Below are 26,348 nucleotides of genomic sequence, written 5' to 3'. Positions count from 1 at the left end.
AAGGCTGATGATCCAAATGCCGCATTTTCGCGCCTCTCGCGTACCTCTACGCTTCAAAGAATGAAGACCGCCGTCCGATCGCGATGACACGGTCATCATAGTTGAGTGACTGAGTTCCGGTTGGTTGTCGAACCACCTTCATTTCAGCGTGATCGGACTACAGCTTCACCGCTTTTGGGAAATGTGCTTGCGATGACTCACGATAACTCATTGAAACCCGCCGGGGGTTCAATCGCGCATTTTACCACCAGCTTGGACATTGGCGGTGCGCAGGCGATGTTGCGCAAGCTGATCGAGCATTCGGACATGCGCCGTGACGCATTGTCCCACGCCATTGTTTCTTTGCTGCCGCCTGGAATATTCTCACCGGTGGGGACGCCGTGCCCTGTTTACTCACTCTACATGCCGCGCGGGGGCAGGCCGACGATCCCGTCGCTGATGCGACTGTTCCGCATCTCCAATCGGTTGCGGCCCGAGATCCTTCAGGGGTGGATGTACCACGGAAATCTGGCGGCCTCTCTCGCTTCCATGGTGCGATCCGATCCAGGCGCGATTGTCTGGAATGTGCGGCATTCGCTTTCTGATCCCGCTCTGGAGTCACGCAAGACTCGAGCGCTGCTGGCCTTGAGCTCGCGCCTGTCGAGCCGGACATCGGCCATTTTGTACAACTCGCAAACCTCTGCCCGACAGCACGAACGCTACGGCTTCGACCCCGAGCGCACCGTTGTCATCCCCAACGGCTTTGACTGCGCGACCTACAAACCCGACCGGGAACGGCGCGCGCTGCTGCAGAAGCTCTTCGCCATTCCGGATGGCCGCACGTGTGTCGCGGTCATCGGCAGGCATCATCCAATGAAGGATCACGTGTCAGCCGTCGAGGCCGCTCGGCGGGTGATCGAAAGCGGTCGAAACATACACTTGTTGCTTGTCGGCCCGGGCATGGACAACCCCAGCCCTGGTCTTCGCGACGCGCTTGCGCTGCTGCCCCGCCATCGCTTCACCCTTGTGGGGGAAAGAACCGACGTCGCCGATTGGCTGCCCGGCGTCGACATTCTGGCCCTATCCTCGGCCTGGGGCGAAGCTTTTCCCAACATCTTGGGGGAGGCCATGGCCTGCGGCGTCCCGTGCGTCGCGACGGATATCGGCGACAGTGCCTTCGTGCTGGGCGACACAGGCCTTGCCGTCCCGCCTCGAAGCCCGGAAGCCCTGAGCGAAGCCATCAACCGCATGTGCGACGGCGGCGAAGCGGAGCTGGCGGAGAGAGGCGGTGCCGCAAGACGGCGGATCGAAGAGCATTTCGAGCTCGGCGAGATCACACGCCAGTATCGCCGGCTCTATCAGTCAATCCTGCGCGGTTCGCGCGCAGCGTCGCGCCCGACTGATCAACTCCCCTCACAAGTTCGGGCCGCGCTGCCGTGAAAAAGATCGTCGTCGTCGCCAGCCTTGCCTATTCGCTCGTCAACTTTCGCGGCGCGCTCCTGCGCAAGCTGGTTGCGGAGGGGTATGAAGTTGTCGCCTGCGCCCCGGATCAAGATCAGGCAATCATCGATCGCCTTGCCGAATGGAACATCCGCTTCATCAAGATCCGAATGGATCGCACCGGCAAGAACCCACTCTATGATGTCGCGACCCTCACAGCCCTGATCGCGGTGTTTGGGCGCGAGCGGCCAGACGCTGTCCTAGCGTACACGCAAAAGCCGATCATCTATTCCGGCATCGCGTCCAGGCTGTTCCGAGACATCGACTTTTATGCCATGATCAGCGGCCTTGGCCACGCCTTCAGCGATGGAGAGACGGGCGGCGGCGGTGCGCTTCGGCGGCTCGTATCCATTCTCTTTCGGGAGGCCCTGCGCGACGCACGCTGCGTGTTCGTCTTCAACAGCGACGACGCAGGCGAACTGCGTAGCCGGCATATCCTGTCGCATCAGCCGGTCCTGCAGGTGCCTGGCTCGGGCGTCGACATCGCGCATTTCCCGCATGAGCCTGTTGCTCAAGCGCCATTTCGCTTCGTGATGATCGCACGGTTGATGCGCGACAAGGGTCTTGAGGAATTCGTTGCCGCCGCGCGACGGGTAAGCAGCCGGTGGCCCGCCGCGACGTTTCAGATCATCGGCCCGCTCGATCCAAACCCGACGGGAGTAACCAGGGCGGAAATCGCGCGATGGGAACAGGAGGGATTGGTCGACTATCTCGGCGAAACCCGCGATGTCCGCCCCTTCCTGAAGAACTCAACCGTCTTCGTGCTCCCGACCTATTATCGCGAGGGTTTGCCGCGATCGATCCTGGAGGCGATGGCGACTGGCCGGGCTGTCATTACCACCGACATGCCGGGCTGCCGCAATGCCGTTGTTGATGGCGTGACCGGTATCCTCGTTCCGCCGCGCGACGCGGATGCTCTGGCGCAGGCTATGCTGCGCTTCCAGGATGATCCGGATCTGGCACACCGCATGGGTGAGGCAGCCCGCACCCGGGCCGAAAACGTATACGATGTCGACCGCGTGAACGACATGCTCGTCCAGGCGATCGAGACTCATGGACGTGGGAAGTCCCGCGGGTCACGCTGGCGCCATGCTCTCGATCAGGTCGTCGCCGGAACCGCGCTGATCGCCGCCCTTCCCTTGATGCTTGCCGTTGGAGCCGCTGTTCGCACGTCGCTCGGCAGTCCGGTATTCTTTAAGCAGCAACGCGCCGGGCGTGACGGCAAGCCATTCACCCTCCGTAAGTTCCGGACCATGCGCGAGGCATTTGACCGCACCGGCCAGCCGCTTCCCGATGCTGATCGACTTACGCCCACCGGCCGCTTCCTCCGCCGCACCCGGCTGGACGAAATGCCCCAGCTTCTCGCCATCGTCAGGGGCGACATGGCGCTGGTCGGCCCGCGCCCCCTGCTCCCGGCGACGGTACAATCTCTGGGAGAAGCTGGGCGGATCCGAGGGGAAGTCCGCCCAGGCTTGACCGGGTGGGCACAGATCAACGGCAACACATTGCTCAGCGACTCAGAGAAGGTTGCGCTCGACCGCTGGTATATCGCCAATCGGTCATTGAAGCTCGACCTGACCATCATCTGGCGCACCCTCGGAACATTGATGTTCGGGGAGCGCGTGCGAAACGACATGATAGAGAGGGCTTATGCGGGCGCTACTAATCGGAGCGGTTGAAGGTACCCGAGTAGCGCTTGATGCAATCGCAAATGCCTCCGATTGGACGCTTGCGGCTGTTGCTTCGCTACCCACAGAACGCGCGTCGAGACATTCGGATTTCGTCGACCTGGCGCCAGCGGCAGCGGCGGCGGGCGCACAATTGATCCGCGTGACCGATGGCAATTCTTCGGAGTTCATCGCGCAAGTAAAAGCCGTCGCGCCGGATATCACCTTTGTGATTGGCTGGTCCCAGCTGTGTGGCCCTGCGCTTCGCGAGGCGCTTGGCGACAGGGTGGTCGGCTATCATACGGCAGCACTGCCGAGGCTTCGCGGTCGAGCAACCATCCCCTGGACCATCCTTCTGGATGAGAAGATCACCGGATCGACCTTGTTCCGTATCGATGATGGCGTGGATAGCGGGCCCATTCTCGCGCAACGCTTCTTCCACGTGGCGCCCGACGAAACCGCCGCGTCGCTTTACGGCAAGCACATGACCGCGCTCGCTTCGATGATGGACGAGTTGCTGCCGGCGCTCGCCGCCGGAACCGCGACGGAACTCGTTCAGGACGACCGCCTTGCGACCTGGGCCACCAGACGCCGGCCGAACGATGGGTGGATCGATTGGACATGCACGGCAAGAGACATTGATCGGCTGGTCCGCGCCGTCGGCCGCCCCTACCCGGGCGCGAACACGATTGGCTCGACTGGGCAGTTGACCATCTGGAGCACCGAGCGGTTCGCCGACGCCGATCGCTATCACGCTCTGCCTGGCCAGGTTCTCCAGCGCGACGACACAACATTTGTCGTTTGCTGCGGCGATGGCGAAGCGCTGCGGGTTACGGATTTCAGCGGCGCGACCATTCCCCCGCTTCACACGCACCTGCGAGCCGCATCGTGACGGACGCTCTACCCGGTCCGATCCTTGTTATCGCGCCGCACCCCGATGATGAGGTGCTCGGCTGCGGCGGCACCATCGCCCGCTTGGCGGCGGAGGGAGCCTCCGTCCACATCGGGATCGTCACTTCCGGCAAACCGCCCCGCTTCGATCCGGCGCAGGTCGCCGGCGTTCGCGCGGAAGCCGCGCGTGCCCACAAGATGCTTGGCGTGGCGGAAACCCATTGGTTGGGCCTCCCTGCCGCAGCCCTTGATCAAATGGCGCATGGCGACGTTAACGCCGCAATCGATGACCTGGTACGTCGGATCCGCCCCGCAACCATGCTGATCCCCTTTCTAGGAGACCTGCACCTGGATCATCAGGTGGTATTCCGCTCCTGCCTTGTCGCGGCACGACCGCGATCGGCCGAAGCGCCGATCTGCCTCATGGCCTATGAAACCCTGTCCGAAACAAATTGGGGCGCTGCCGGGATAGATCCACAATTCTCGCCAAACTGCTTCATCGACATCGGCGACTATCTCGACCGCAAGATTGAGGCGTTTCTGGAGTTCGGGTCCCAGGTCCGGCCCTTCCCGGATGAGCGATCGCCGGAGGCGATCCGGGCGCTGGCGACGCTCCGCGGGGCAACAGTTTACCGCAGGGCCGCGGAGGCCTTTTGCGTGGTGAGGGAAATCCGATGACCCAGTCGGAAACGCCAACGCATCTAACGATGCTGCTCAGCTCGGCCGGTCGGCGTGTTGGCCTGTTGGAAGCTTTCCGATCAGGCGCGCGGGAACTCGGCATCGAGCTCACGGTGATCGCGACCGATATGAACCCTGCCTGGAGCGCCGCCTGCCGCATCGCGGACCATGCCGCTGCCGTCCCTGCCGCCAGCGACCCGCGCTTCATAGATGAGACCGCGGCTCTGTGCTCACAATATGGCGTTTCGCTACTTGTTCCGACGATCGATCCGGAACTGCCGCTATATGCCGGTGCAATTGCTCGTTTCGAGGAGCTCGGCACGCGCGTCGTGGTAGATCCGGACCTGATCGCGCTGTCGGCGAACAAGCTGGACACCGCCCGTTGGCTGGCCGCGATCGGCGTCCCCGTACCCCTCACGCACGGCATCGAAGCGGTCAGAGATGGAGCCGAGATGATCTGGCCGGCGGTCGTCAAGCCGGCATATGGCAGCGCAAGCCGCGGCATCAGCATAGCCGCCACGCGACAGAATTTGCCATCAACTTGGTCGGAACCGATGATCGTTCAGCAACAGCTGATCGGCGACGAATGGACGGTGAACGCTTTTGTCGACAATCATGGCGTGTTGCGAACCGTCGTCCCGCACCGCCGTATCGGCGTGAGAGCCGGTGAAGTCGAAAAAGGGATTACGGAGCGCGTTCCGGCCTTTCGCGACATTGCCGAGCTGATCGTTTCTCACTTGCCTGCCCCGTCCGGGCCGTTCTGCTATCAGGCCATCATGAGCGCTGACGGCGACGTGGGCGTATTCGAGATCAATGCGCGCTTCGGCGGCGGCTACCCACTTGCAGACAAGGCCGGCGCGACGTTCGCGAAATGGCTGCTGGCCGAAGCTGCACATTTCCCTTCCGAGGCGGCCGATGACTGGGTCGAGGGGATGACGATGCTGCGCTATGATGCAGCCGTCTTCAGCATGCCATGCGCATAACGTCTATCGTCCTGGATCTTGACGATACGCTCTACCTGGAGCGCGACTATGTCAGGAGCGGCATGGTCTCGGTCGGCGCGTTCGTCACCGATCGGATCGGTGTCGCAAATTTTACTGACGTGGTCACGGGTCTCTGGGACGAAGGGCACCGGCGAAACCTGTTTGACACGGCTCTGCTGAAACTCGGCCTAACGCCGTCGCCGTGCCTTATCCAGGAATTGGTCGACGTATATCGCAGCCACCGGCCCGACATTTCGCTGCTGAACGACGCCATTGACCTTCTCGAAGGCAAGGGCGATCGCCGGATCGCGCTCATCACCGATGGCTTTGCCTCGGCCCAGCGAAACAAGATCGAAGCGCTGGATCTCGCTCGCTTCGGCTTCGATCCGATCATCGCAACGGGGGAACTCGGAGAGGGCTTCAGCAAACCTCACTGCCGCGCGTTCGAGATGGTCATGGAGCGGCACGGCGCCGAGCCAACAGCCATGGTCTATGTCGCGGACAATCCGGCAAAGGATTTCCTGGCGCCAAAGGCGCTTGGATGGCGCACGATCCAGATCGACCGGCCGGATGCCGTTCACCCGCGAACGCCGCCGGATGCCGCTCATGCCGCGGAACTCAACATCTCAACGCTCAACGAACTGGACGCCGCGCTAGATCAACTGTCGAATGCCCACCCCTGATGCGCGTCGCCTTCGTTCTTGCCGCGCTACAGGCAGGGGGCGCCGAACGAGTGGTGGCCGAGGTCTCGGCCGGGATGGCAGCAAGAGGCTGGACGGTAGAGATCATCACCTTTGATCGGCCCGACGACCCGATCTATCACCCTCTCGCCCCTGGAATCACGTGCACCCGCCTGTCGCTGCCTGGTAGAGGCGGCGGCATCAGGGGGATCATACAATCTGCCCGGCGCGTCCTTGCGCTCCGCCGAGTCCTTCGCGACCGGCAGTTCGACACGGTCGTCGCCTTTCTCACGAAGATCAACGTCATCGCGCTTGCCGCTGGATGGGGGCTCGGGCGCCCGACGATCGTCTCCGAGCGCAACAATCCCTTGCGTCAGAAGGCAAATCCACTTTGGAACCGCCTCACCTCATTGCTGTACGCTGGTGCCGCTCGCATTGTGATCATGAGCGAAAGGAGCCGGCAGGCACTGCCGCGGGCAAGTCGCCGCCGCGCCGCCATCATCCCAAATCCCGTGACATCGCGCGTCGTTGAACCGCGTCCCAAAACGAAGACGTTTGTCGCTGTTGGTCGCCTTACCCAGCAAAAGGGCTTCGATATTCTGTTGAACGCCTTTGCGCGTATTTCGCCCAGCTTGCCCGACTGGCGGCTTACCATCTTTGGCGACGGCCCGGATCGGCACGCGCTTGAGCGTCAACTTGCCCTTCTGGGCTTACAGGATCGCGTCTCCATGCCCGGTGCCACCGTCGTGCCAGGGAGCTGGCTCGACCAGACGTCGATCTTCGTCCTGCCCTCGCGGTACGAAGGATGGCCGAACGCCTTGGCCGAGGCGCTTGCTGCGGGCCTGCCGGCGGTCGCCTTTGACTGTGACTTCGGTGCTGCCGAGATGGTCAAGAACGATAGAACCGGCGTGCTGGTCGCCGCGGAAGACCTGGATGCGCTGGCCGCGGCTATGCACAGCCTTGCGCTTGATCCCCCTCGGCAGAGGCGTCTGGCAGATGCGGCTTCGCAGCAGATGCTACGCTACTCTCCCGAACAGATCGTCAGCCAATGGTGTCGCTTGGTCGAGAACACCTAATCCCCAAGGTGTAGCTGGCCACGCCCCCGTCTAGCACAAAGTGCCCTTCGATCACTGCCACTGTCCAATAGTGAAACAGTTGAAGGTGACCCCCTCTAACCCTTGTTGGTACCAGGACCGGTCAATACGGGTTTCTACCTGCTAGCAGCGATAGCGCTGCTCAAGTATCAAGATCTCGCAACGAAGACATTAACTCGAATTATCCTGTACCTTCCTCATAGGGAAGTAGATGCAGGCTCAGTCCACATACTGGCTTGCGACATTGAATAGTCGCACGGAGTGCCTCGTTGCTTCGAACGTCAAATGTTCGAAATGCTGGCAAACTTTTGGGGGAGAATAGTTATGTCACTGGGGGAAACAGTCAACGATGTATTCATTGTCAGCCCGAACGAGATCATTCGGGAAGGACTGAAGCGGATTCTTGTTGATCAGGGCTTCAACGTGGTCAATGCGGTGCCTTCCGCAGTATCTTGGTCTTCGACCTGGTCGCCCAACCTGACCATCGTTGATGCGCAGGAATTTGAGAGCGGCTTGTCGACCTGCCAGATCATCCGAAATGCCTGTGCCACGACGCGAATTGTTCTCATGATGGATGAATATCGCGCAGATTACGTGGCAACGGCTTTCGCCTCGGGCGCGATCGACGGTTTTCTCGTAAAGGCTATCGCTTGCGAGCCTCTCGCTGGTGCGCTCCGCCTCATCGCAATGGGCGAGCGGCTGCTCCCCTCTCAGGCGATCAGTGCCTTCACCGAACGCTCGTTGCAGCCGGCCGTCGGATCGTACGGGTCACTGGACGGTGCCAACCTTTCCTCCCGTGAGCTGGAGATCCTCGCCTGTCTAATTCAGGGAGACGCCAACAAGGTCATTTCGCGGCGCCTTCAGATCTCCGACGCCACGGTGAAGGTTCACATTAAGGCGATCCTTCGCAAGCTGCGCGTCAGCAACCGTACCCAGGCAGCGATCTGGGCAGTGAGCCGGGGTGTCACGCTCGACAAGGCGGAGGTTCTGCCTGGCTTCGCGCGACCAGCGCTCGAAACGAGCGATACGTTACTCCAAGCGCAACCGCACTGAAGCCAATCTGGGCAATACTCGCGCCGGTCACGCCAAAGATCTTGATGCTCGGCACGAGGATAATCAGGTAAATCACGGTGGCGGCCATCGCTGACTGAAGCACAGCATGTTGATGGCCGCTGACCATGAGCGCACTTCTCATGGTCGTCCCCGCAAGGAAGAGGGCGATCGCTACGGCGTAGGCAACAAGCGGGGAATAGGCTGCGGCGAATGCCGGTCCTCCCGCCGCCAAGATGATCTGTGGCCCGGCGACCGCCAGGATGACGATCGCTGCCATCGCCGCACCGATCGTCGCCATTTCGATCCGCCTGACGACACGCATGAAGCGCACCCAAGCTGATTGCGCCCACAAGCGCGCCAGATCTGGTGTGACAACCTGCTGCAACATCTGAGCGCTCTTGGACACGGCCTGCATAATCCGGCGCGCGAACTGGTAAAGTCCGGCGTTGGCTGAGCCTAGGAACAATCCCACGGCCAGGGTGTCCAGTTCCTGCGTGGCCTTCCGCAACAGGACGGATGCATTGGCAGACCAGATAAAGGAAGCGATGCCCGGAAAGGCGTGGCGCCAGCCGCCAAGGCTCGCGCCGGTCACGCCAGCGATCCCTTCCGTACGAAGCGTCCGCCAGGCAAGCGTTGTAGTGATGAGCCGCTCCGCGATCACCAGGCTGATCAACAGTCCGACCACCTCCGCCAGACCGCCGTCGGCGATGGTGATGACAAGGATCCCGGCCAGGCGCAGCACTGCCAGAACGGGATCGATCCATGCCGCCTGCGCGAAGCGGCCGAACAGCCGGAGTATGCCGACCGGCGTCGAGGAAACACCGAACAACAATGACAGAGCGTAGATCTGCGCCAGGGTTCGCGCCTCATCGGTCCAGCCGAAGAACGCACTCGCAAGCGGCGCGGCCGCCAATGCCACGGTGGTGACCAGCAATGCTCCTGCGACATCGACAAGGATGCCCAGCTTGATCAACGAGGCCAGCTTGCCGCGATCGCCACCAATCACCGCGCCCGTGCCATATCGCAGGACCGCCTGCCACGTCTCCAGGCGAAGAACCTGATCGACAAGCCGGCAATAGCTTTCGATCAGCGCGACGATCCCGAAAGATGTGGGTCCGAGCAGGCGGGCCGTCAGGGCGAGTGTGATGAGGCCGATGCCGGTGGAGGCAGCTTTGCCGGCCACCAGATGTGACAGATTGCGAACGAGCCTGCCGCGAAGGGAGCGCTCCTTCTTCAGCTCTTTCGCTTCTTCATGAGGCAAATCCATTCCTCATTTCTAGGGCTGGTGGACCACATTCCCATGCTTCACCCGGGCTACACCATCGGGGATAGCTCTTTCGACCAATGTGCAGACAATCTGCGCCCGCGCTCGCCCGCATGCTTCCCCTGATTACTCCCCTGCCACGTACCGCTGCCGCGCAGGCAGCGTAGCGTCGACGACGTTGAGCTGGGGAGAGTGGAACATGAATGTGCAGAGCGCAGCGATAGGAGTCGGCGCGTTCACGCCTTCCGCGCCGACCTACCTATCGGCACGCGATGCGATCAGGATGCTCCGGCGCCACGCCCGCCTGCTGCTGCTGATCGCATCCGTCGTGATGGGGGGCGCTCTCGCTTTCTATCTGCTCGCGGAACCCCGCTACGACGCGACCACCGTCATGCGGGTTGTGATTGACGACTTCCGACCTGACAGCGACGACAACCCGGCGTCGATCCGCGAGGCGGAGCAACTGCGCACTCACCAGATCGAAACACAGATCCAGCTCCTTGGCTCTCGCATGGTGGCCCGCCAGACCGTGCGCGATCTGGCGCTCTACGATGATCCGGAATTCAACCCGAATGCGGATCCGACCAAGCGCAAGAAAGCACGCGCAAATGTCGCTGCCGACGCCACGCAGGAGGGTTCGCCGGCCCCTGCCCAAAGAACCCCATCGCCACAGCTGGTGGAGCGTACGACCGATCGGCTTCTGTCTGCCGTGAAAGTCGCCCAGGACGGTCAGTCGGATTTCATCAACGTTACCGTTTCCTCGCGCAGCCCTGCCAAAGCGGCCAAGATCGCCAACAAGATCGCCGGCAATTACGTCCGCCTGCAGGTGACTGAGCGTCGCGCGGGCCGCACCCGGGCGGTGAAGCAGCTTCAGGAACTGGCGCAGCGCTCTCGGTCCGAGTTGCTGGGCGATGAAATGGCGATCGCCGCCTATCGCCGTGATCACCGCATCGATGCAGGTCCGGGCCGGGATGCTGACGTCGCGCAGATGGCGCGCCTTGCCTCGGAACTGGCAGCATCGGGCGCAGGCTTGGCCGAAGCGCGGCAGCGCGCCAGTGGTCAGAGTGCAATGTCCCCGCTCCTCGCTGATCTTCGCGGACAGCAATCGACCATCACGCGGCGCCGCGCGGAGCTCTCGACCTTGTACGGGCGCGAGCATCCCGACGTGAAGAAGGCCGCTGCCGAACTCGCCGAGGTCGACAATGCGATCGCGACCGAAAATGCGCGCATGGAACGTCAGATGATGGACGAGGCGAGCGCCCAAGGTGCCCGGGCCAGCATGCTGGCGGGAAGCCTGGGGGCGATGCGCGGCCAGTCCCTGCAGCGCGGCATCGCTTCCGTGGCGCTCGCCGATCTGGAACGCCGCGCTGAAACGACCCGCGCCCTTTATCTCTCCCTCTCCCAGCGCCTCCAGCGGGCCGAACAGGCACGCGATTCGGTCCGCCCGGATGCCTCGATCGCATCCGCCGCGCTGCTGCCGACCCAGCCTAGCTTTCCGCGTGCTGGGCAGATCGCCGGCGTCGCCGTTGGTGCCAGCTTCATTCTCGGCATGATCGCAATGCTGGTGGCGGAAGCGCTACAGGATCAGGTCAGGAACGCGGGCGAGGTACAGCGGCTGGTCAACCTGCCGACCTTCGGCATGGTGCCGGAAATCCAGGGCCACAAGCAGGTGCAGGCGCACCTGCGCGTGGCAAAGGAGCCTTTCACGCTCTTCGCAGAAGCAATCCGGCGATCCGAGCTCAAACTCAGGCGCTATCTCGCGTCCCAGAATGGCAAGGTTATGCAGATCACCTCTCCCCTCCCGGGCGATGGCAAGACGACCATGGCGATCAGCCTTGCTGCGGCAGCGGTCGCCAGCGGACGAACGGCAGTAATGGTCGATCTGGATCTGCGGCGCCCTGGCCTGCCGGACGTGTTCGATGGTTCACTGTGCGAGAAGGATCTGGTCGGTTATCTCGAGGGCCGGGCAGAACTGGACGAGATCCTTGTGGAATCCCCCTCCCTTGCCGGGCTGAAGGCAGTGCCCGTCCGGGCTGCGGCGGAAGATCCGGGACACACGCTCAATTCACCACGAATGGCGACGCTGTTCTCCCGGCTGCGCGAGGATTTCGACCTCGTCATCATCAACTCGCCGCCGATCCTCGCCGTAGGTGACGCCGAGCTGCTCGCCGCTTATGCGGACGCCACCATCCTGATCCTTCGGTGGGGACACACGACACCCGAGCTACTTCAGGCGACCACCAGCGCATTTGATGCGCCGATCAGCGGCATCATCTTCAATCGCGTTCACTTCGCCAAACATGCTCGTCTCTCATATGGCGACGCGATCCAGCACTTCCCGCGCAACTCGCCCTATCACAAGGGCGAGCTACAGGGCTGGCGCCAGCGTCTTGGCTGGTCCGAGAGTGCCTGATCAATTGTCGCCGGACGACCAGCAAAGCGCAGTGTCGACCGACCATGGTCCTACTGATGGCATCCCGCAGGTTGGAGATAGCTTAGCCGTCCGCCTCTCGCTGGGCGGCGATGAACAAACAACGCCGGCAGCAAGCATCGCCACCAATCTGCTGGTAATCGATCGCAGGACCTTCACCAGAGACTGCCTCGTTGCAGCTTTCGATGCTCATTCGCTCATCGGCATGGTGGCAAGTGCGCCCAGCCCCGAAGACGTGCTTCTTCGATCGGATCAGGACCCTCCGATTGATGCGGTGCTGATCAACCTGGCGGCCGATCCCTTTGATGAAGGCACGCTTGCAAGCATCCGGAGCCAACTGACCAGCCTTCAGCCCGCCGGCCGGATCGCGATCATGACCAGCGTCAGTGACGATGTTCACCTGGATGACGCGATCAGGGCGGGCATCTTCGGCTATTTGCCGAGCGACACGCCCTTGAACATCGCGGCGGAGGCGCTGCGTCTCGTGGGGCTGGGGTGGACGGTATATCCCCGGCTCACACAGTCGGTCCAGGAGCCCCGGCTGGGCTCTGCCATGTACGGTGCCGAAATCGCCGGAAGCCTGACCGCGCGGCAGAAGCACGTGCTGGATGGTCTTCGCCTGGGAATGACCAACCGCGCCATCGGCGCGCGCCTCGGCATCAGCGAGCGCGCGATCAAGGCGCATGTTCAGGAGCTGATGCGCCGGCTGAAGGTGAGGAATCGCACCCAGATCGTGGCGAAGCTCGCCGGAACGGACTTCTCGGACAGCTAAGCTTTATCAGGCAGCGGGGCACCAGTCGAACGGCGTGGTGGCGACCGGAACGAGATCTGGTCGCCGCGCAATCGACTAAAGTCGCCTCTGTGCCGCTGCCGCGCCCCAGCCACCACTGGGAAGATGGCTTTCAAGAAAGCGGGTCCGCGCTAGACGACGATGAAGTCAGCGGCCGTCAGGGTCGGTGCCGTGCTGAGCACCGCAATGTGGACCTGCGCGGCCGCCCCGTTTCCGTCGGGATCGTACCACAAATTGCCCGTTGCGCGCTGATAGATGAAATGCTGGTCCGCGTTCGCCGCCTGCACGCCATTGGCCATGAACATGGAGGGGCTGAGCGCGCCCGGAACAGCGTCGGAAATGGCCGTGAATGCGCTGCGGCTGATTTCGAACTTGTCTTGGCCGACCGTGAAATCGCGAACCTTGTCCCGTTCAGCGGAGGACGCTGCTAGGGCCAGCACGAAGATGTCCGCACCGGCCCCGCCCGTCAGTTCGTTCGCGCCGGCTCCCCCGATCAGGCGATCGTTGCCATCTCCCCCCTGAAGGTAGTCACTGCCGTCCTCGCCGTAGAGGATGTCATCGCCGCCATTCCCGGTAAGCAGATCACCGCCCGCACCGCCGAAGATCGTATTGGCGGCATCGTTGCCGAGGATCGTGTTCGTCGCGCTGTTGCCGGTGATCGATACTGCGCCGGTGCCTAGAATGGTCAGATTTTCGATGTTGGCGCTCATCGTCCAGTTCGCCGTGGCATAGACCAGATCGCTGCCTTCACCCGACAATTCGATCACCGTATCGCCGGTGTTATCGACATAATAAACGTCGTTGCCGACGCCCCCGGCCATCGAGTCCGCGCCGCCGCGACCGTCGATGATGTCGTTGCCGGATCCACCGTCGATCACGTCGCGGAACGCAGCCCCATTCAACGTGTCGTTTCCGCCAAGGCCGCTGATCGTCCACAGATCATCAGTCGGCGCCGTGAAGTTGTTCGTGCCGTTGGTGCCGGTGTAGCTTTTCGGCTCCGGCAGATTGTTCAGAGAGATGCTGTACCCCTGCTGAAACGAAGCGCCGGACAGGTCCGTCACCTTCACGACGACGCCCAACGTCGGCGTAGCCTCATAATCCAGCACCGCACCCGCGGCCACTCGCATCACGCCCGTCGCGGCATCGATCGAGAACCGGCCACCGGCATTGTTCAGCAAGGAATAGGAAAGGACATCGCCCGTGTCGGGATCAACGCCCGCAAACGCCGCCACCACGGTGCCGCCGGCCGAATTCTCGTCAACGGTGCCGCCCGTCATCGTGATGCTGTACGGCGCATCCGGTCGGCCGCTCAAACTGACGGTGACGTTGCCCGTCTGTAGCGTGCCGCTGGCGTCCGTCACCACATAGGTGAAGGTGGCAGTGCCATCGAAGTTGGGAAGCGGCGTGAACACAACATCACCGTTTGCGTTCAGCGTCACGGTACAGCCGGACACCGCCGAAACGCGCGTGATGTTCAGGGGTGAGCCGTGACTTCCCACATCATTGGTCAGCAACGATGCAGCCGAAATCACCATTGCCGTGTCCTCGACACCGGCGAACTGATCCGGTTTCGTGGTGATGGTCGGTGCGGCCGTGGCAGCGATGCCACGCGCCTTGACCGAAGAGCCGCTGACGTCACCATCCTGACCGGAAAGATCGGTCCAGCCGACCACGAAACCGCCATCCGCACGCGTCACCAGCACCGGCTCCACCTGCCCGCCGAGCACCTGGATCGGAATGACGCTCTCGCTGCCCAGGCGAGAGCCATCGGCCGCGAACAACTGCGTCTTGATCCCCGACGTGCCGTACTCAAGGCCGCTGCCGCCGTAATCGGCCCATCCCACGGCGAAGCCGCCCCCGGGCAATGCGGTGATCGTCGGCGCGATCTGGCTGCCGGCGATCGTGGTGTTCGCCAGGATTTCACCGCCCAGCGCGTCGCCGTCATCATCGAAGCGCCTCGCCTTGATCGCGAACCCGCTATTATCGCCGCCCACGAAGCTGCCATCCATCCAGGCGATCACGAAGCCGCCTCCGACGGTTGCGGTGATCGCTGGCTGCTGTTGATTGTTCGCGGTGGCAACGTTGACCAGCCGCTCCGAACCGACTTTGTCGCCCTGCGCATCGAAGACCTGGACCTTGATTGCGTCCTTGCTGGTATCTCCGCCGACCCGGCTGCTGTCCGACCATGTGATCACGAAGCCGCCGGATTCCAGCGCGGTTATGTCAGGCGCTTCCTGCCGGCTATCGGTCGCCGTGTTGACCAGAAACTCGCCGCCAAGCGCCTGCCCCGTCGCACTGTAATGCCGCGCCTTGATTGAGGAGACGCTGTTGTCGCCGCCGGTCAGACTATCGTCGCGCCAGGTGACGACGAACGTGCCATCGGTAAGGGCCGCAACGGAAGCCTGCGCCTGGATCCCTGCTGTCGCCGTGTTGACAAGGAATTCGGCGCCGCTCGCGACGCCGTCTGAGTTGAACAGCCGGGCTTTGATTCCGGTCGAGGAGGTATCGGCGCTACCGCTCGCATCCGTCCATGCCACCACGAACCCACCCGCGGCGAGGCCTGCCACGGCTGGGGAGTCCTGCGCACCGGCCGTTTGGCCATTCACGAGGAATTCCGTGCCGACCGGCTTCCCCTCATCGTCCAGAAGGCGCGCCTTCAATCCAGTGCCGCTTGTATCTCCGGTCAGGCTGGCATCCGACCAGACGGAGATCATCCGCCCGTCTGCCAGGCGCGCCATCGCAAGCTGCTGCTGATTGCCGGTCGTCTCGATGTTGAGCCGCGCTTCGGATCCCGCGCTGAAGCGATGCGTGTCGGTGGTGGCCGCCACGGCAAAGGTCAGCGTCGATGTGAAGATCCGGCCCAGTCCGTCGTTCACCTCCAGCGTCAGGGACGCACTTCCGCCTGCCGCCGAGTCGAGGCGGTCCGTATCGGCGACGGTGAGAATATCGCCATCGATGCGGAAAGCACCGCCGGTGGAGTCATCGATGATGTTGAACGAGTAGAGCGCATTCAGCGCACCCTCGGGCACCAGGCGGCCGACGCCGCTATGCTCGATCGCTCCCTGAACCACGCCTGGCCCCACAAGGTCCACTGACGTCGCGGACCCGGTATATGGCGTGAATACGCGGCTGACGAGCCCACCATCCGGATCGATCCCATTGGGCGCGCTGTCTGCCCAGGCCGCAGCGATCCCGCCATCTGCCAGCCCCACGATGGCAGGCGCGGTCTGGTTACCGGTGATGTTGCCGTTCATGATGAAATCGGCGCCGAGTTTCGCCCCGTCCGCATCGAACATCTGCGCCCGGATTCCGTACCCGCTGGCATCATGGGCTAGCAGGCTGTTGTCCTGCCACGCGATCGCGAAACCGCCGTTCGCAGTCGCCGTGATCGAGGCAAAGGCCTGCGTGTTCAGCGTATAATCGTTGACCAGGATCTCCGATCCGATCTTCGCGCCGCTGGAAGAAAACACCTGCGCGCGGAGCCCGGCGGCGCTGTTGTCGCCGATCCCGCTCGCATCGCGCCAGACGATCACGAACCGGCCATCCGCCAGGGTTGTGATGACCGGCTGGTCCTGCGCGCCAAGTGTCGTCGTATTGACCAGAAACTCGGTTCCCGTCTTCGTCCCCGCGGCGCTGAACAACTGCGCCTTGATCGAGGAGCCGGATGCGTCCCCGCCCAATTTGCTGTTGTCCACCCACGTCGCCACGAACCCGCCGGACTGAAGCGCCGAGATGGCGGGCGCCGCTTGAGCGCCGGCGGTCACGGAATTGATCAGGAACTCTCCGCCGATCTTTGCCGCGTCGGCGCCGTACATTTGACCGCGGATGCCCGATCCATTTCCGTCCGGCTGCGTTCCGCTGTTATCAACCCATCCGATTACGAAGCCGCCACCGGCAAGAGCGGTGACGTGAGACGCGGTCTGCCCGCCGACCGTCGTGGTATTTACGAGCAGCTCGCCGCCGATCTTGGCGCCCGTGGCACTGAGAAGCTGCGCGCGGATGGCCTGCTGGCTGGTGTCGGCCGTCAGGCTTCCGTCCGTCCAGCTGACCAGGATATTGCCATTGGAAAGCACCGCCACCGATGCCGAATCCTGTGCGTTGGCGGTGCTGGTGTTCACCAGGATCTCGGCCGAAGTCGCCTGACCTTGCGCGTTGAACAGCCGCAATCGCACCGCCGTGCCGCTGGCATCGGCACCATTGCGGCTGAAGTCGGTCCAGCACAGCACATAGCCGCCGGTAGACAAAGCCGCGATCGTGGCGTCTGTCTGCGTGCCCGTAACCGAGGTATTTACCTGCGTTTCCACGGTGTCGGCGGTCAGTGCGGCTGTGCTCATGGTTCCTCCCCAACCGCCTGGGAGAACGAACCAACTGGCCAGGCGGCCATTGGATCTAAGATACGCCGCCGCTTACAGCCGGAGCATCGCTATTCTTGAGCTTTCCACGGTAGGTAGGACCTGTCCGAAGGGGAAGAACCAAGCGGCCCGAAAGGCGATCAGCGGAGGACTGAAGTCCCTCCAATCCGACGGCGGAGTATTCGCCGCTGAGCCCGCCCGCGCTCCATTATACTGACCGGCAATTTGGCACTTTTGGGCGGCCGGTGAAGCCCTCAACGCTGGTCTGGTCCATCCGACCAGAACAGATGCAAGCCTGTTCAAGTGCGGCTACACACGACCGGTGCTCTTCCTCAGGGGGCACCGAGCCAATGCACCGCCCCGCCCCTCCGCAGACCGAGGACGAGCGCGCCCAATATCAGCAGCGCCGCCACAACGACGGCCAATGCAACAGGCGAAGCCTCCTGTCCGCCCGCGGCGAAAATAGCCGCAAGCGCCCACAGGAAAACGAGGCCATATGGGGGATTTCCGGCCGTGCGGAGCAACGCGCCGCTGGCGATCAGGCCACCAAACACGATGACCGCCGCAGCGATCACAGGCGCACTTTCTCCTGCCTCAACCCCAAGGAAGCGTAGCGAGGCGGCGACGTTAACGATGGTGGCTGCGCTCAGCCAGGCAGCAAGCGCGGATAGCGGCAGCATCGCGCACCAGCGCTCACCCGGTGTGAAGCGTGCGGGCCAATCGCTCAGCCGGCGAAGAATGATTAGCAGGTTCACCAGTGTGAACACGATAATCGCGCTCGATACGAAGCTGAGCCCGTTCGTCTGCACATAAGCCGCCCAAGCAGCATTGCCGAGGAACGCGAACGCGGCGGGCCGGCGCAGGCGGTGCAGCAAGCGATTGTGCCGCTGCGAGGGCAACATTTGATAAACGGCAAAGACAAGCGATCCCGTGTAGAGAGCGCCCCAGATCGAGAAAGCCCATCCGGCCGGCGTGACCAGCGTTTGAGCGCGATCCGACTGCGCCCCGATCTGCTCGCCGATGCCAAGCGCCGGGAGTGCCGGTGTCGCAATCTGGAGAAGAGCCGTGACGATGACGAACAGGCCCGCGCCCATGGCGCTACGATCGGATGCTCCGGAGCTTTTCATCACGCCCCAACAACGAAGCGCCCTTCACGGTTTCACGCGCTCGCTCCCCCCTTCGGCGGCTCACGCCTGCACGCGATCAAAGCGCGCAAGCACCGGATTGCCCATCCAGGCCGTCGCCCCGGCGGTGCGCAGTCGCTCCTCCACCCGTATCGCGCCGGGGCCGTACCGCCGGTGCATGCCAAACGGCAGAGTCAGCTGGCGATACTCGCCCGACAAGCGGAAACCGTGCCGCGCGAAACATGCCGCTATCTGGCCGGGGCGAAAGCGCCGGTAGGTTCCGGGATCCCCCGCCACCGGTCGGCGCCTGCCTGTCCATAGCAAACGCAGTGCGCTGGGGCTGAACATGCTGGGATAATCGATAATGACGCTCTGCCGGGAAATGCGGCAAAGCTCAGCGATCAGAACGTGCCAGTAGTTCACATGCCCGATCAGTCGGACCGACGTCACCAGATCGAAGCTGGCATCGTCATACGGGGTGGCGAGCAGATCCCCATTATCGAACGTCACCCTGTCGAGCCCGGGATCGCGCATCAGCCGCCCGGCGCAGCGCGGATCACTGCCATAGACCGTCACGGCAGCGCCTGTTTCAACGAGCTGCTCGGCAAGCTGCCCATGCCCACCGCCAACATCAAGGACGCTGTGCAGACCTTCGGCTGGCAGAAGATGAGCGATACCCCGGCGCTGCACCTCCAGAAAATAAGCGCCAGCCTCATCCTCAAACCGGTGGGCGTACGCTTCGGAGGAGGTTTCGAGGTCGGGCCAGGTTACATCCAGTGCCGTCATGCCTTGTGCCCTCCCGTGAAAACAAATGGCGCATCGCTCGCCGCAATCATCGGCACCCTGTGATGACCGACCGGGGGTAGCGTGCCGGACCGATGCCGCGCCCCGACTTTCAGCTGACGACCAGCGTTGAGCGGGGTAACGGCTGCGTGGTCGCTCCATGGCGCACGTGGGTGTATCAATGCCGGTCGCCGAAGCCCGACCATGGTGTCGGTCGTTTTCTGAACGACATTTGCCGTGTGCCGGTACGTGGGGTTCACCATGATCGTCACGGCGCTGCCGAACAGCACGAGCAGGATAGCCGCCAATCCCTGCACGATCCTCAGGTCTCCGCCCCCTCCCGAGCGATCGCCGGTGAGGCGGGCTTGCAACCGCTCCAGCGGCGTGGCGAGCGCAAGGCCATAGATGATCGCTAGGAATGGAAAGACATAGGCGCAGGCGCCGCGCGACGTTGGCACCACGGCGGCGTGAACGATCAATGGCACTGCGATCATAACCAGTGCCAATGCGGCCAGTGATGACGAGCGCCGCAACGCGAACACCATCGCTATTGGCAGCAACGCCACCAAGAGCGGCGCCTGCACCCATAGGTCCCGCAAGCTGAACCACACTTCTCCGGTCAGCGCATGGTCGCGCGCAGCGTTGAAGAGGTCGGCCCGGATGACCGCGAACACGAAGGGCGTGATCACCAACAGCAATCCAGCGACGAAGACGGCGCCAATGAGGAGCAACAGGGTCCTGCGCGCAAAATGCTGGTCCACTGCGGCGCGCAGGCCGCCAGGAAGACACCAGATCGACAGCGCCAGAGCGGCGACTGCGGCCGTAGGTTGGAGCTGGAACGCAATCAACAACATCGCAGCCGCCGCAATCCGTCGGCGGGTGGCGCCCCATTCGGCGCGCGCGGCATCGAACACCCATGTTGCGGCAACAAGCACCAGCAAGGTCTGTAGCGCGTTCACCTGAGAGGAATGTGCGCTTTCCAGCGCCCAGCCTGACGTGGCGAAGAGCAATGTTGCGGTCAGCGCAGCGGCATTTCCCTCGTGGCGCCGGAGCCACACGAACATCCAGGCAGCGGCCAGCGCCATCGCCAGAATAGAAGGAAGCCGCACCACCGCCAGCGGCGGCTCGCCACCGAGCTGAACCGCCGAGCTTGCCAAGGAGGACAGCAATGCGTTCAGATCATAACCGCCGCCCGCGAATGGCAGGGCTCCATCCCGCGCCAGGCTCATCACGGCGATCAAGGCGTCATGTTCTGCCAAGCGCGCCGGCGTTGCCGTGACCGTCAGGCCATAAAGGAGCCCGGATGCGATCAGGACCAGCCACACGAGCGCCGGATGCTCCGTGCCATGCGCGGGTTCGCCAATGACTGCACCAGCGGCTTTGCTGGCCATACTCGCCCTCCGTCACTCCGACGGAAGAGTGATTGTCACCACTGCGCCGGAACACCCCGCTCAGGAGCTGTGCCAACGCTGCCAAACTTATGGTGCCGAGGCATTAAGGAGATCTCCCTAAGCTACCTAAATTAGGGACAGATTCGTAAGTAATGACGTGCGTCACCCATGCCTTATCTTCGATCAGACACATGATCCTTTCGGCCGACGCGAACGTCGGCCAAACGTCCTTCTTACGTTAAATGAGCCGCCCGCTCTCATCAGAAACGCGGGCGATCAACGTGCCGTTATTGTCTCCTCGGAAAAGCGAGGCAAAAGTTTCCGGCATCTGGCTAAGTCCATCGCGAACATCTTCGCGATGCGCCAGCTCGCCCGCCTCGAGCCATCCCCCAAGCTGCACCATCGCTTCCTCGTATCGATGGGCATAATCGGGAACCAGAAAGCCCTGCAGCCTGATCGCACCATAGATGATGCGCATCATGTCCAGCGGTGGATCGCCCGCGGCGCCATCATATGTTGCGATCTGACCGCACAGGGCGACACGACCGCCTCGGTTCAGGCGTGCGACAACGTCGCGCAGCAGGGATCCGCCTACATTGTCGAAGAAGACGTCCACGCCTCCCGGGCAGAGCGCGTCGATCCGGGTCGCGACATCCTCCGCCTTATAGTCGATCACGTCATCGATACGGCACGCCTCGCGCAGCCAGGCCGCTTTCTCCGCTCCACCGCATATTGCCACCACGCGCGCACCCACGATGCGGCCGATCTGCGCCGCGATCGATCCGACGGAACCCGCCGCGCCGGAGACGAGTACCACTTCGCCCGGCTTCGGCCGGGCCACATCGAGCATGCCGAAATACGCAGTCAGGGCGTTCATGCCGAGCACGCCCAAAGCATCGACCGAAGAGACGGCATCAGGAATGATGCGGTATCCAAGCGCCGGATCGACCCATTGATAATCTTGCCAGCCTGCGGTGCCGAGCACGCGCGCGCCGACTGGAAACGCCGCATTGTCGCTCATCGCTACTCTGGATACCGCCGGGGCGATCACGGGACTGCCGACCTCAACCGTGGGATAATAGCTGCTTCGATTGCCGCTGATCCAGTTTCGGATGGTCGGCGCACACAACAGGAGCTCCGTCTGCAGCAGGATCTGTCCGGAAGCGGGCGGCGCATTTGATACCGGCGCCTCACTCCAGGAAAAGTTCTCCCGCGATACTTCGCCGCCCGGATGTGACGCCAAGGTCCATTGCCGATTGATCAAACCGCACCCCCTCTTTCGCATATCTGTTCTGGTCAGTTTATCTGTTTCGGCGCGTGTGGCTAGGCGACATCATTATCGCAGTAGAGCGCGGAAAGACGTTCGCACTCCATCTCTGATCGGCTGGCGCCTGGCAGCATCAGAAGGCGGCGCACCACGACGGCCTGATCGATCCGGCAGGCAGACTACGGGTCGATCCGGGGGGAGTGCATCTACGACCTCGCTGATGCTCAGGTGAGGCTAGGCTTGCGAGGCCCGTAGCTACTGTTCGATGGATTAGCTGATAGGGAGCGTAGGACCGCTGAGGTCCGCGCCCCAGCATAAGAGCGGGCCAACCGCTGACTTGTTACCAACGCGGTAACGCACTGATCACAAACGAAAAGGGCCGGCTTTCGCCGGCCCTCTTAAGTCCTCATCCTCCCTTGTGGGAGAATGGCGCCCCGCGCTGGATAAACATAACGAATATGTGTCGCCGCTTACACTACTCTAGAACCGCCTTCCCCCGCATCACGCTGCCGCGCGTCGTCGTTATGTGACAATCGGCGCTTCGTCGATGAAGTGCGCGATCAGCCGGAGTCAGGCCATGCGGGCGATCTGCGCGAACTTCCGTCACAGGAACTCTCCATTCATGCGAGGACGACATAGGTTGCGCCGAGGCCGGCGCAGGCGAACAGCACCGGGATCATACCGACCTTGAACCGGAACACCGCGATCGCGGCACCCGCCGCCAGCAGCAGCGCGGGCAGATTCAGGGAGGCAAGGACCGGCGTCTCGAACACGGCGCCTGCGATCCTGACCTCGCGCACTTCGCCGAACAGCGTGTGGATGGCGAACCAGAGCGCAAGGTTGAGGATGACGCCGACCACCGCCGCCGTGATTGCGGTGAGCGCTGCCGAGAGCGCCCGATTGCCGCGCAGCCGCTCGACGAATGGCGCACCGGCGAATATCCAGAGGAAGCACGGGAGGAACGTCACCCAGGTCGTGAGGATCGCGCCCAGCGTTGCGGCGACTAGCGGCGGCAGGCCGGTCGCATCGCGGAAGGCCGCGAGGAAGCCGACGAACTGGACCACCATGATGAGCGGTCCCGGCGTCGTCTCGGCAAGGCCGAGGCCGTCGAGCATCTCGCCGGGCCGGAGCCAGCCATAGGTATTCACCGCCTCCTGCGCGACATAGGCGAGCACCGCATATGCACCGCCGAAGGTAACAACCGCCATCTGGCTGAAAAAGGTCGCGATGCGCGTGAACACATCTTCCGGGCCGAGCAGCGCGAGCAGCAGGATAACCGGCGCCAGCCACAGGAACAGCAGCGCGCCGGAAATCTTGAGCGACCAAGCGAGATTGGGCCGGGCATGATCGGGCAACCCCTCACCGAGCGCGGTGTCGCGATCATGGACCACATTGCCGCCTGTCGATCCGTGTCCGCCGCCACCCTTAAACGCGGCGAACCCTCTGCGGCCGCCAATGTATCCCGCAAGGGCAGCGGTCAGCACGATCAGGGGGAACGGCACATGAAGGAAGAAGATGGCGACGAACGCCGCAGCGGCGATGCCGCGCATGACGTTGTTCTTGAGCGCCCGCGACCCGACGCGCACGACGGCTTGTACCACCACAGCAAGCACCGCCGCCTTGAGGCCGAAGAACAGCCCTTCGATCAGTGGTGCATGGCCGAGCAGCACATAGAGATAGCTCAGGCCCAGGATAGCGAGGAAGCCGGGCAGGACGAACAAAGCTCCCGCGACCAGCCCGCCCTTGGTCTTGTGGAGCAGCCAACCGATATAGGCGGCGAGTTGCTGCGCCTCGGGACCGGGGAGCAACATGCAATAGTTGAGCGCGTGCAGGAACCGTTCCTCCCCGATCCACTTCTTTTCGTCGACCAGGATACGGTGCATTACGGCGATCTGCCCGGCAGGACCGCCGAAGCTGAGTGCCGCGATCCGTGCCCAGACACGCATGGCCTCGCCGAATGGGATACCATGATCCTTGTAGGGCACGTCTGACCGTTCCAGCGAGTCGGTGAGGACCGGGCTCATCGCTCGCCCTTTCGGCTGCTGAAATAGGCGTGGAACTGATCGAGCGCGTCGCCGCCGCGCGCGATCCGCTCAAGATCATCTTCGCTGGACGCGCAGACGCCCGACAGCATCGCGTCAAGCCCGGCCGCCTCGGGCCGGTCGAACTTGCCGTCGCCAATGTCCAGCTCGTGGATGATTTCCGCGATCGAAACTAGCGCTGGATCGCCGTCCAGCCCGGCGCGAAACACCAGCGTCTCGAAGCTGCACCGATCGCCCTCATGGGTGAACTCGGCATCGGCCATGTCGAAGCGCAGCTCGCCGGGCTCGGGCGCATAGCTCTTGCCGTCGATGAACTTGAAACCAGCCTTGGGGTCGATGAAGCGGCGGATGAGCCAGGCGCAGGCGATGCGATCGACATGGACGCCGCGCCGCGTGACCCAGGTCCGGCCCTTGAGATCGGCGGGTGTCAGCTCGGGCGGGGTGTCCAACCGGCTGACATCGGGATGCGCGTAACGCTGCGCATCCAGCTCGCGCAGCGCCGCTTCGGCGCCTTGCCGGCCATGCGCGCCGAAGAAGTCGAGCCGGACGATTTCGGCAAGCCGCCTCTGGAGTTTGGCGATCTCGGGACCGGACGCCGGACCCGTATCGAGCAGCCGTCGCGCGGCGTCGGCCAACTCGTCATAGTCCGCGTCGCGCGCCGCATCGAACAGCGTGCGCAGCTCGGCATCGCTCTGGCCCTCGATCAGACGCGCGTCGATCAGCACGGCTTCGCCGCCGCTGGCAATGATCTCGCCGAGCAAGTCACGAAAGGCGATCTCGGCATCCTCGCGACGCGGCAGCACATGGACGGCATTCTTGAGCGGCACCGCGCCAATCGCCTGCAAGCGGCGCCAGATTTTCACGCGCAGATAAGGCGGTTTTGCCGGGAGCTGATGCAGCAGCGCCAGCCAGTTTTCGGGACCGGTTGTATCAATCATAGTGCATATGTATCATTTCACGTGATTCGATGAAACATATATATCTCATATCGGCTTTCGCGCTCACCGCGACCTTCGCCCAACCTGCTCGGGCGCAGCAGGCGCCGCCGGACGGCCTGACGCTCTCCGGCTCGGTGCGCGTGCGCTATGAGACGCTGGACGGCCAGGCACGCGCCGGGTTCGGTGCCGAGGATGAGTTGTTCAGCATCCGCACCACGATCCTCGCCGAATATCGGGAAGATGGGTTCAGAGTCGGGGTCGAGCTTTACGACAGTCGAGCATATGGCAGCGAGCCGGGCAGCGCGATCGGCACGGCCGAGGTAAACACGCTGGAGCCAGTGCAAGCCTATGTCGGCTATGAGGTCCGCGAACCCTTTGGTCGGGGCACGGCGCTGGCCGTGCAGGCGGGACGGTTCACCCTCAATCTCGGCTCGCGGCGTCTGGTCGCGGCCGACGATTATCGCAACACCACCAACGGCTATACCGGCCTGCGCGCCGACATCCGTGCGGGCGACGGCACGGCGGCGACGCTGATCTACACGCTGCCGCAGGTGCGCTTGCCCGACGATCTGCCCGCGATTCTCGACAACAAGGTCCGGCTCGATCGCGAGAGCTTCGACTTGCAGCTTTGGGGCGGGCTGGTGAGCAGGCCGCGCGTGATTGCGGGCGCGTTGGCGGAGATTGGCTATTTTGGCCTTGCGGAACGCGATGCGCCGGGGCGGCCGACGCGCAACCGCCATCTCCATAATATCAGCGCGCGGCTGATCCGTGATCCCGCGCCGGGCAAGGCGGATTTTGAGGTCGAGGGCATCTATCAGCTCGGCTCGGCTCGTTCCTCGCTGGCGGCTACCGCGCCCGAACTCGACGTATCGGCTTGGTTCCTACACGCCGATGCGGGCTATACCTTCCACGGTCCGCTTAAAGCACGGCTGTCGGTCGAATATGACCATGCCAGCGGCGACGGATCGGGCCGCTCGTTCGGACGGTTCGATACGCTGTTCGGGATGCGACGAGCCGATCTCGCTCCGGCGGGCATCTACGCGCAGATCGGACGGGCCAATATCAGCACGCCGGGCGTCCGGCTGGAAATGGCACCGACATCCCGGCTTGACGGCTTCGTTGCTTATCGGGCGATGTGGCTTGCCGAGCGGACTGATGCTTTTTCGACGACGAGCGTGCGCGATCCCTCCGTGCGCTCGGGTTCGTTCGCCGGGCACCAGATCGAAGGCCGGGTGCGCTGGTGGCTGGTCCCGAAGCGGTTTCGCGCCGAGATTAATGGCGCCTGGATTGGCAAGGGGCGGTTTCTGGAAGCGGCGCCCAATGCACCGCAAACCGGCAATACACACTATATCTCGATCGCGGTGACGGCGGCGTTCTAGTGCGACCCGGCCGCTTCTCCGGCAGCTATCAGCAACGCAGCGTGCCGCACATCGTTGTTGTC

Annotated in this window: 19 protein-coding genes; 11 read left to right on the top strand and 8 right to left on the bottom strand. The window is 63.2% G+C overall.

The genetic code is table 11. From position 1 onward, the window contains the following. Positions 1 to 192: 192 nt before the first annotated feature. The 8 genes from BMX36_RS01610 (at position 193) to BMX36_RS01575 (ending at position 8,525) form a co-directional block, all read left to right on the top strand. A complete protein-coding gene (locus BMX36_RS01610) occupies positions 193 to 1,419 on the top strand; it encodes a glycosyltransferase (RefSeq protein WP_143058490.1) in 1,227 nt (408 codons plus the stop codon). Then, positions 1,416 to 3,158, top strand: coding sequence for a sugar transferase (locus tag BMX36_RS21995; protein WP_093063449.1), 1,743 nt, complete (start codon positions 1,416 to 1,418; stop codon positions 3,156 to 3,158). Before BMX36_RS01610 ends, BMX36_RS21995 begins: the two co-directional genes overlap by 4 nt. A 151-nt stretch (positions 3,159 to 3,309) precedes the next feature. After that, entirely contained in the window at positions 3,310 to 4,038 is a 729-nt protein-coding gene (locus BMX36_RS01600; RefSeq protein WP_256210741.1) for a methionyl-tRNA formyltransferase, read from the top strand. Beyond that, positions 4,035 to 4,715, top strand: a complete 681-nt coding sequence (locus tag BMX36_RS01595; protein ID WP_093063447.1) for a PIG-L deacetylase family protein — start codon at positions 4,035 to 4,037, stop codon at positions 4,713 to 4,715. The genes BMX36_RS01600 and BMX36_RS01595 overlap by 4 nt, the downstream gene beginning before the upstream one ends. After that, on the top strand, positions 4,712 to 5,698 hold the full coding sequence (locus BMX36_RS01590; protein ID WP_093063446.1) for an ATP-grasp domain-containing protein: 987 nt from the start codon (positions 4,712 to 4,714) through the stop codon (positions 5,696 to 5,698). The genes BMX36_RS01595 and BMX36_RS01590 overlap by 4 nt, the downstream gene beginning before the upstream one ends. Further along, positions 5,689 to 6,381, top strand: coding sequence for an HAD family hydrolase (locus tag BMX36_RS01585; protein WP_093063445.1), 693 nt, complete (start codon positions 5,689 to 5,691; stop codon positions 6,379 to 6,381). The genes BMX36_RS01590 and BMX36_RS01585 overlap by 10 nt, the downstream gene beginning before the upstream one ends. Continuing rightward, positions 6,381 to 7,454 (top strand): glycosyltransferase, encoded by a 1,074-nt coding sequence (locus BMX36_RS01580; RefSeq protein WP_177178989.1) that lies wholly within the window; start codon positions 6,381 to 6,383, stop codon positions 7,452 to 7,454. Before BMX36_RS01585 ends, BMX36_RS01580 begins: the two co-directional genes overlap by 1 nt. A gap of 303 nt (positions 7,455 to 7,757) precedes the next feature. Next, on the top strand, positions 7,758 to 8,525 hold the full coding sequence (locus BMX36_RS01575; RefSeq protein WP_082746176.1) for a LuxR C-terminal-related transcriptional regulator: 768 nt from the start codon (positions 7,758 to 7,760) through the stop codon (positions 8,523 to 8,525). On the opposite strand, the gene BMX36_RS01570 is transcribed toward BMX36_RS01575, so the two are convergent. Then, entirely contained in the window at positions 8,437 to 9,792 is a 1,356-nt protein-coding gene (locus BMX36_RS01570) for a lipopolysaccharide biosynthesis protein (RefSeq protein WP_093063443.1), read from the bottom strand. The two genes, BMX36_RS01575 and BMX36_RS01570, sit on opposite strands and share 89 nt — an antisense overlap. 196 nt (positions 9,793 to 9,988) lie before the next feature. On the opposite strand from BMX36_RS01570, the gene BMX36_RS01565 reads away from it, so the two are divergent. Further along, positions 9,989 to 12,202, top strand: a complete 2,214-nt coding sequence (locus BMX36_RS01565; RefSeq protein ID WP_093063442.1) for a GumC family protein — start codon at positions 9,989 to 9,991, stop codon at positions 12,200 to 12,202. Next, complete coding sequence (locus tag BMX36_RS21900) at positions 12,195 to 12,992, top strand: response regulator transcription factor (protein WP_218142119.1); 798 nt, start codon at positions 12,195 to 12,197, stop codon at positions 12,990 to 12,992. Before BMX36_RS01565 ends, BMX36_RS21900 begins: the two co-directional genes overlap by 8 nt. A 149-nt stretch (positions 12,993 to 13,141) precedes the next feature. Here the strand turns inward: BMX36_RS21900 and BMX36_RS01555 are convergent, their stop codons facing one another. From BMX36_RS01555 to BMX36_RS01530, 7 genes are all read right to left on the bottom strand, one after another. After that, entirely contained in the window at positions 13,142 to 17,344 is a 4,203-nt protein-coding gene (locus BMX36_RS01555; protein WP_093063440.1) for a cadherin-like domain-containing protein, read from the bottom strand. A 350-nt stretch (positions 17,345 to 17,694) separates the two neighbouring features. Then, a complete protein-coding gene (locus tag BMX36_RS01550; RefSeq protein ID WP_093063439.1) occupies positions 17,695 to 18,489 on the bottom strand; it encodes a hypothetical protein in 795 nt (264 codons plus the stop codon). Between the two features lie 60 nt (positions 18,490 to 18,549). Next, a complete protein-coding gene (locus tag BMX36_RS21545; protein ID WP_177178986.1) occupies positions 18,550 to 19,272 on the bottom strand; it encodes a class I SAM-dependent methyltransferase in 723 nt (240 codons plus the stop codon). Continuing rightward, positions 19,269 to 20,660 carry a hypothetical protein gene (locus tag BMX36_RS21540; RefSeq protein ID WP_177178985.1) on the bottom strand — a complete coding sequence of 464 codons (1,392 nt, stop codon included), beginning with the start codon at positions 20,658 to 20,660 and terminating at the stop codon, positions 19,269 to 19,271. The genes BMX36_RS21545 and BMX36_RS21540 overlap by 4 nt, the downstream gene beginning before the upstream one ends. A 238-nt stretch (positions 20,661 to 20,898) precedes the next feature. Then, positions 20,899 to 21,945, bottom strand: a complete 1,047-nt coding sequence (locus BMX36_RS01540; RefSeq protein WP_093063438.1) for an NADP-dependent oxidoreductase — start codon at positions 21,943 to 21,945, stop codon at positions 20,899 to 20,901. Positions 21,946 to 22,547: 602 nt separating this feature from the next. Continuing rightward, complete coding sequence (chrA, locus tag BMX36_RS01535; protein WP_093063437.1) at positions 22,548 to 23,951, bottom strand: chromate efflux transporter; 1,404 nt, start codon at positions 23,949 to 23,951, stop codon at positions 22,548 to 22,550. Further along, the gene (locus BMX36_RS01530) at positions 23,948 to 24,907 is read right to left on the bottom strand and encodes a chromate resistance protein ChrB domain-containing protein (protein ID WP_177178983.1); all 960 of its coding nucleotides are present in this window, start codon (positions 24,905 to 24,907) and stop codon (positions 23,948 to 23,950) included. Before BMX36_RS01530 ends, chrA begins: the two co-directional genes overlap by 4 nt. A 29-nt stretch (positions 24,908 to 24,936) precedes the next feature. On the opposite strand from BMX36_RS01530, the gene BMX36_RS01525 reads away from it, so the two are divergent. Further along, entirely contained in the window at positions 24,937 to 26,286 is a 1,350-nt protein-coding gene (locus BMX36_RS01525) for an alginate export family protein (protein ID WP_093063436.1), read from the top strand. The last annotated feature ends 62 nt before the right edge of the window (positions 26,287 to 26,348 follow it).

The organism is Sphingomonas sp. OV641 (assembly GCF_900109205.1).
Lineage (GTDB): Bacteria > Pseudomonadota > Alphaproteobacteria > Sphingomonadales > Sphingomonadaceae > Sphingomonas.
Note: the sequence above shows the minus strand (reverse complement) of the source record. Positions and strands in the feature narration are given on the sequence as shown.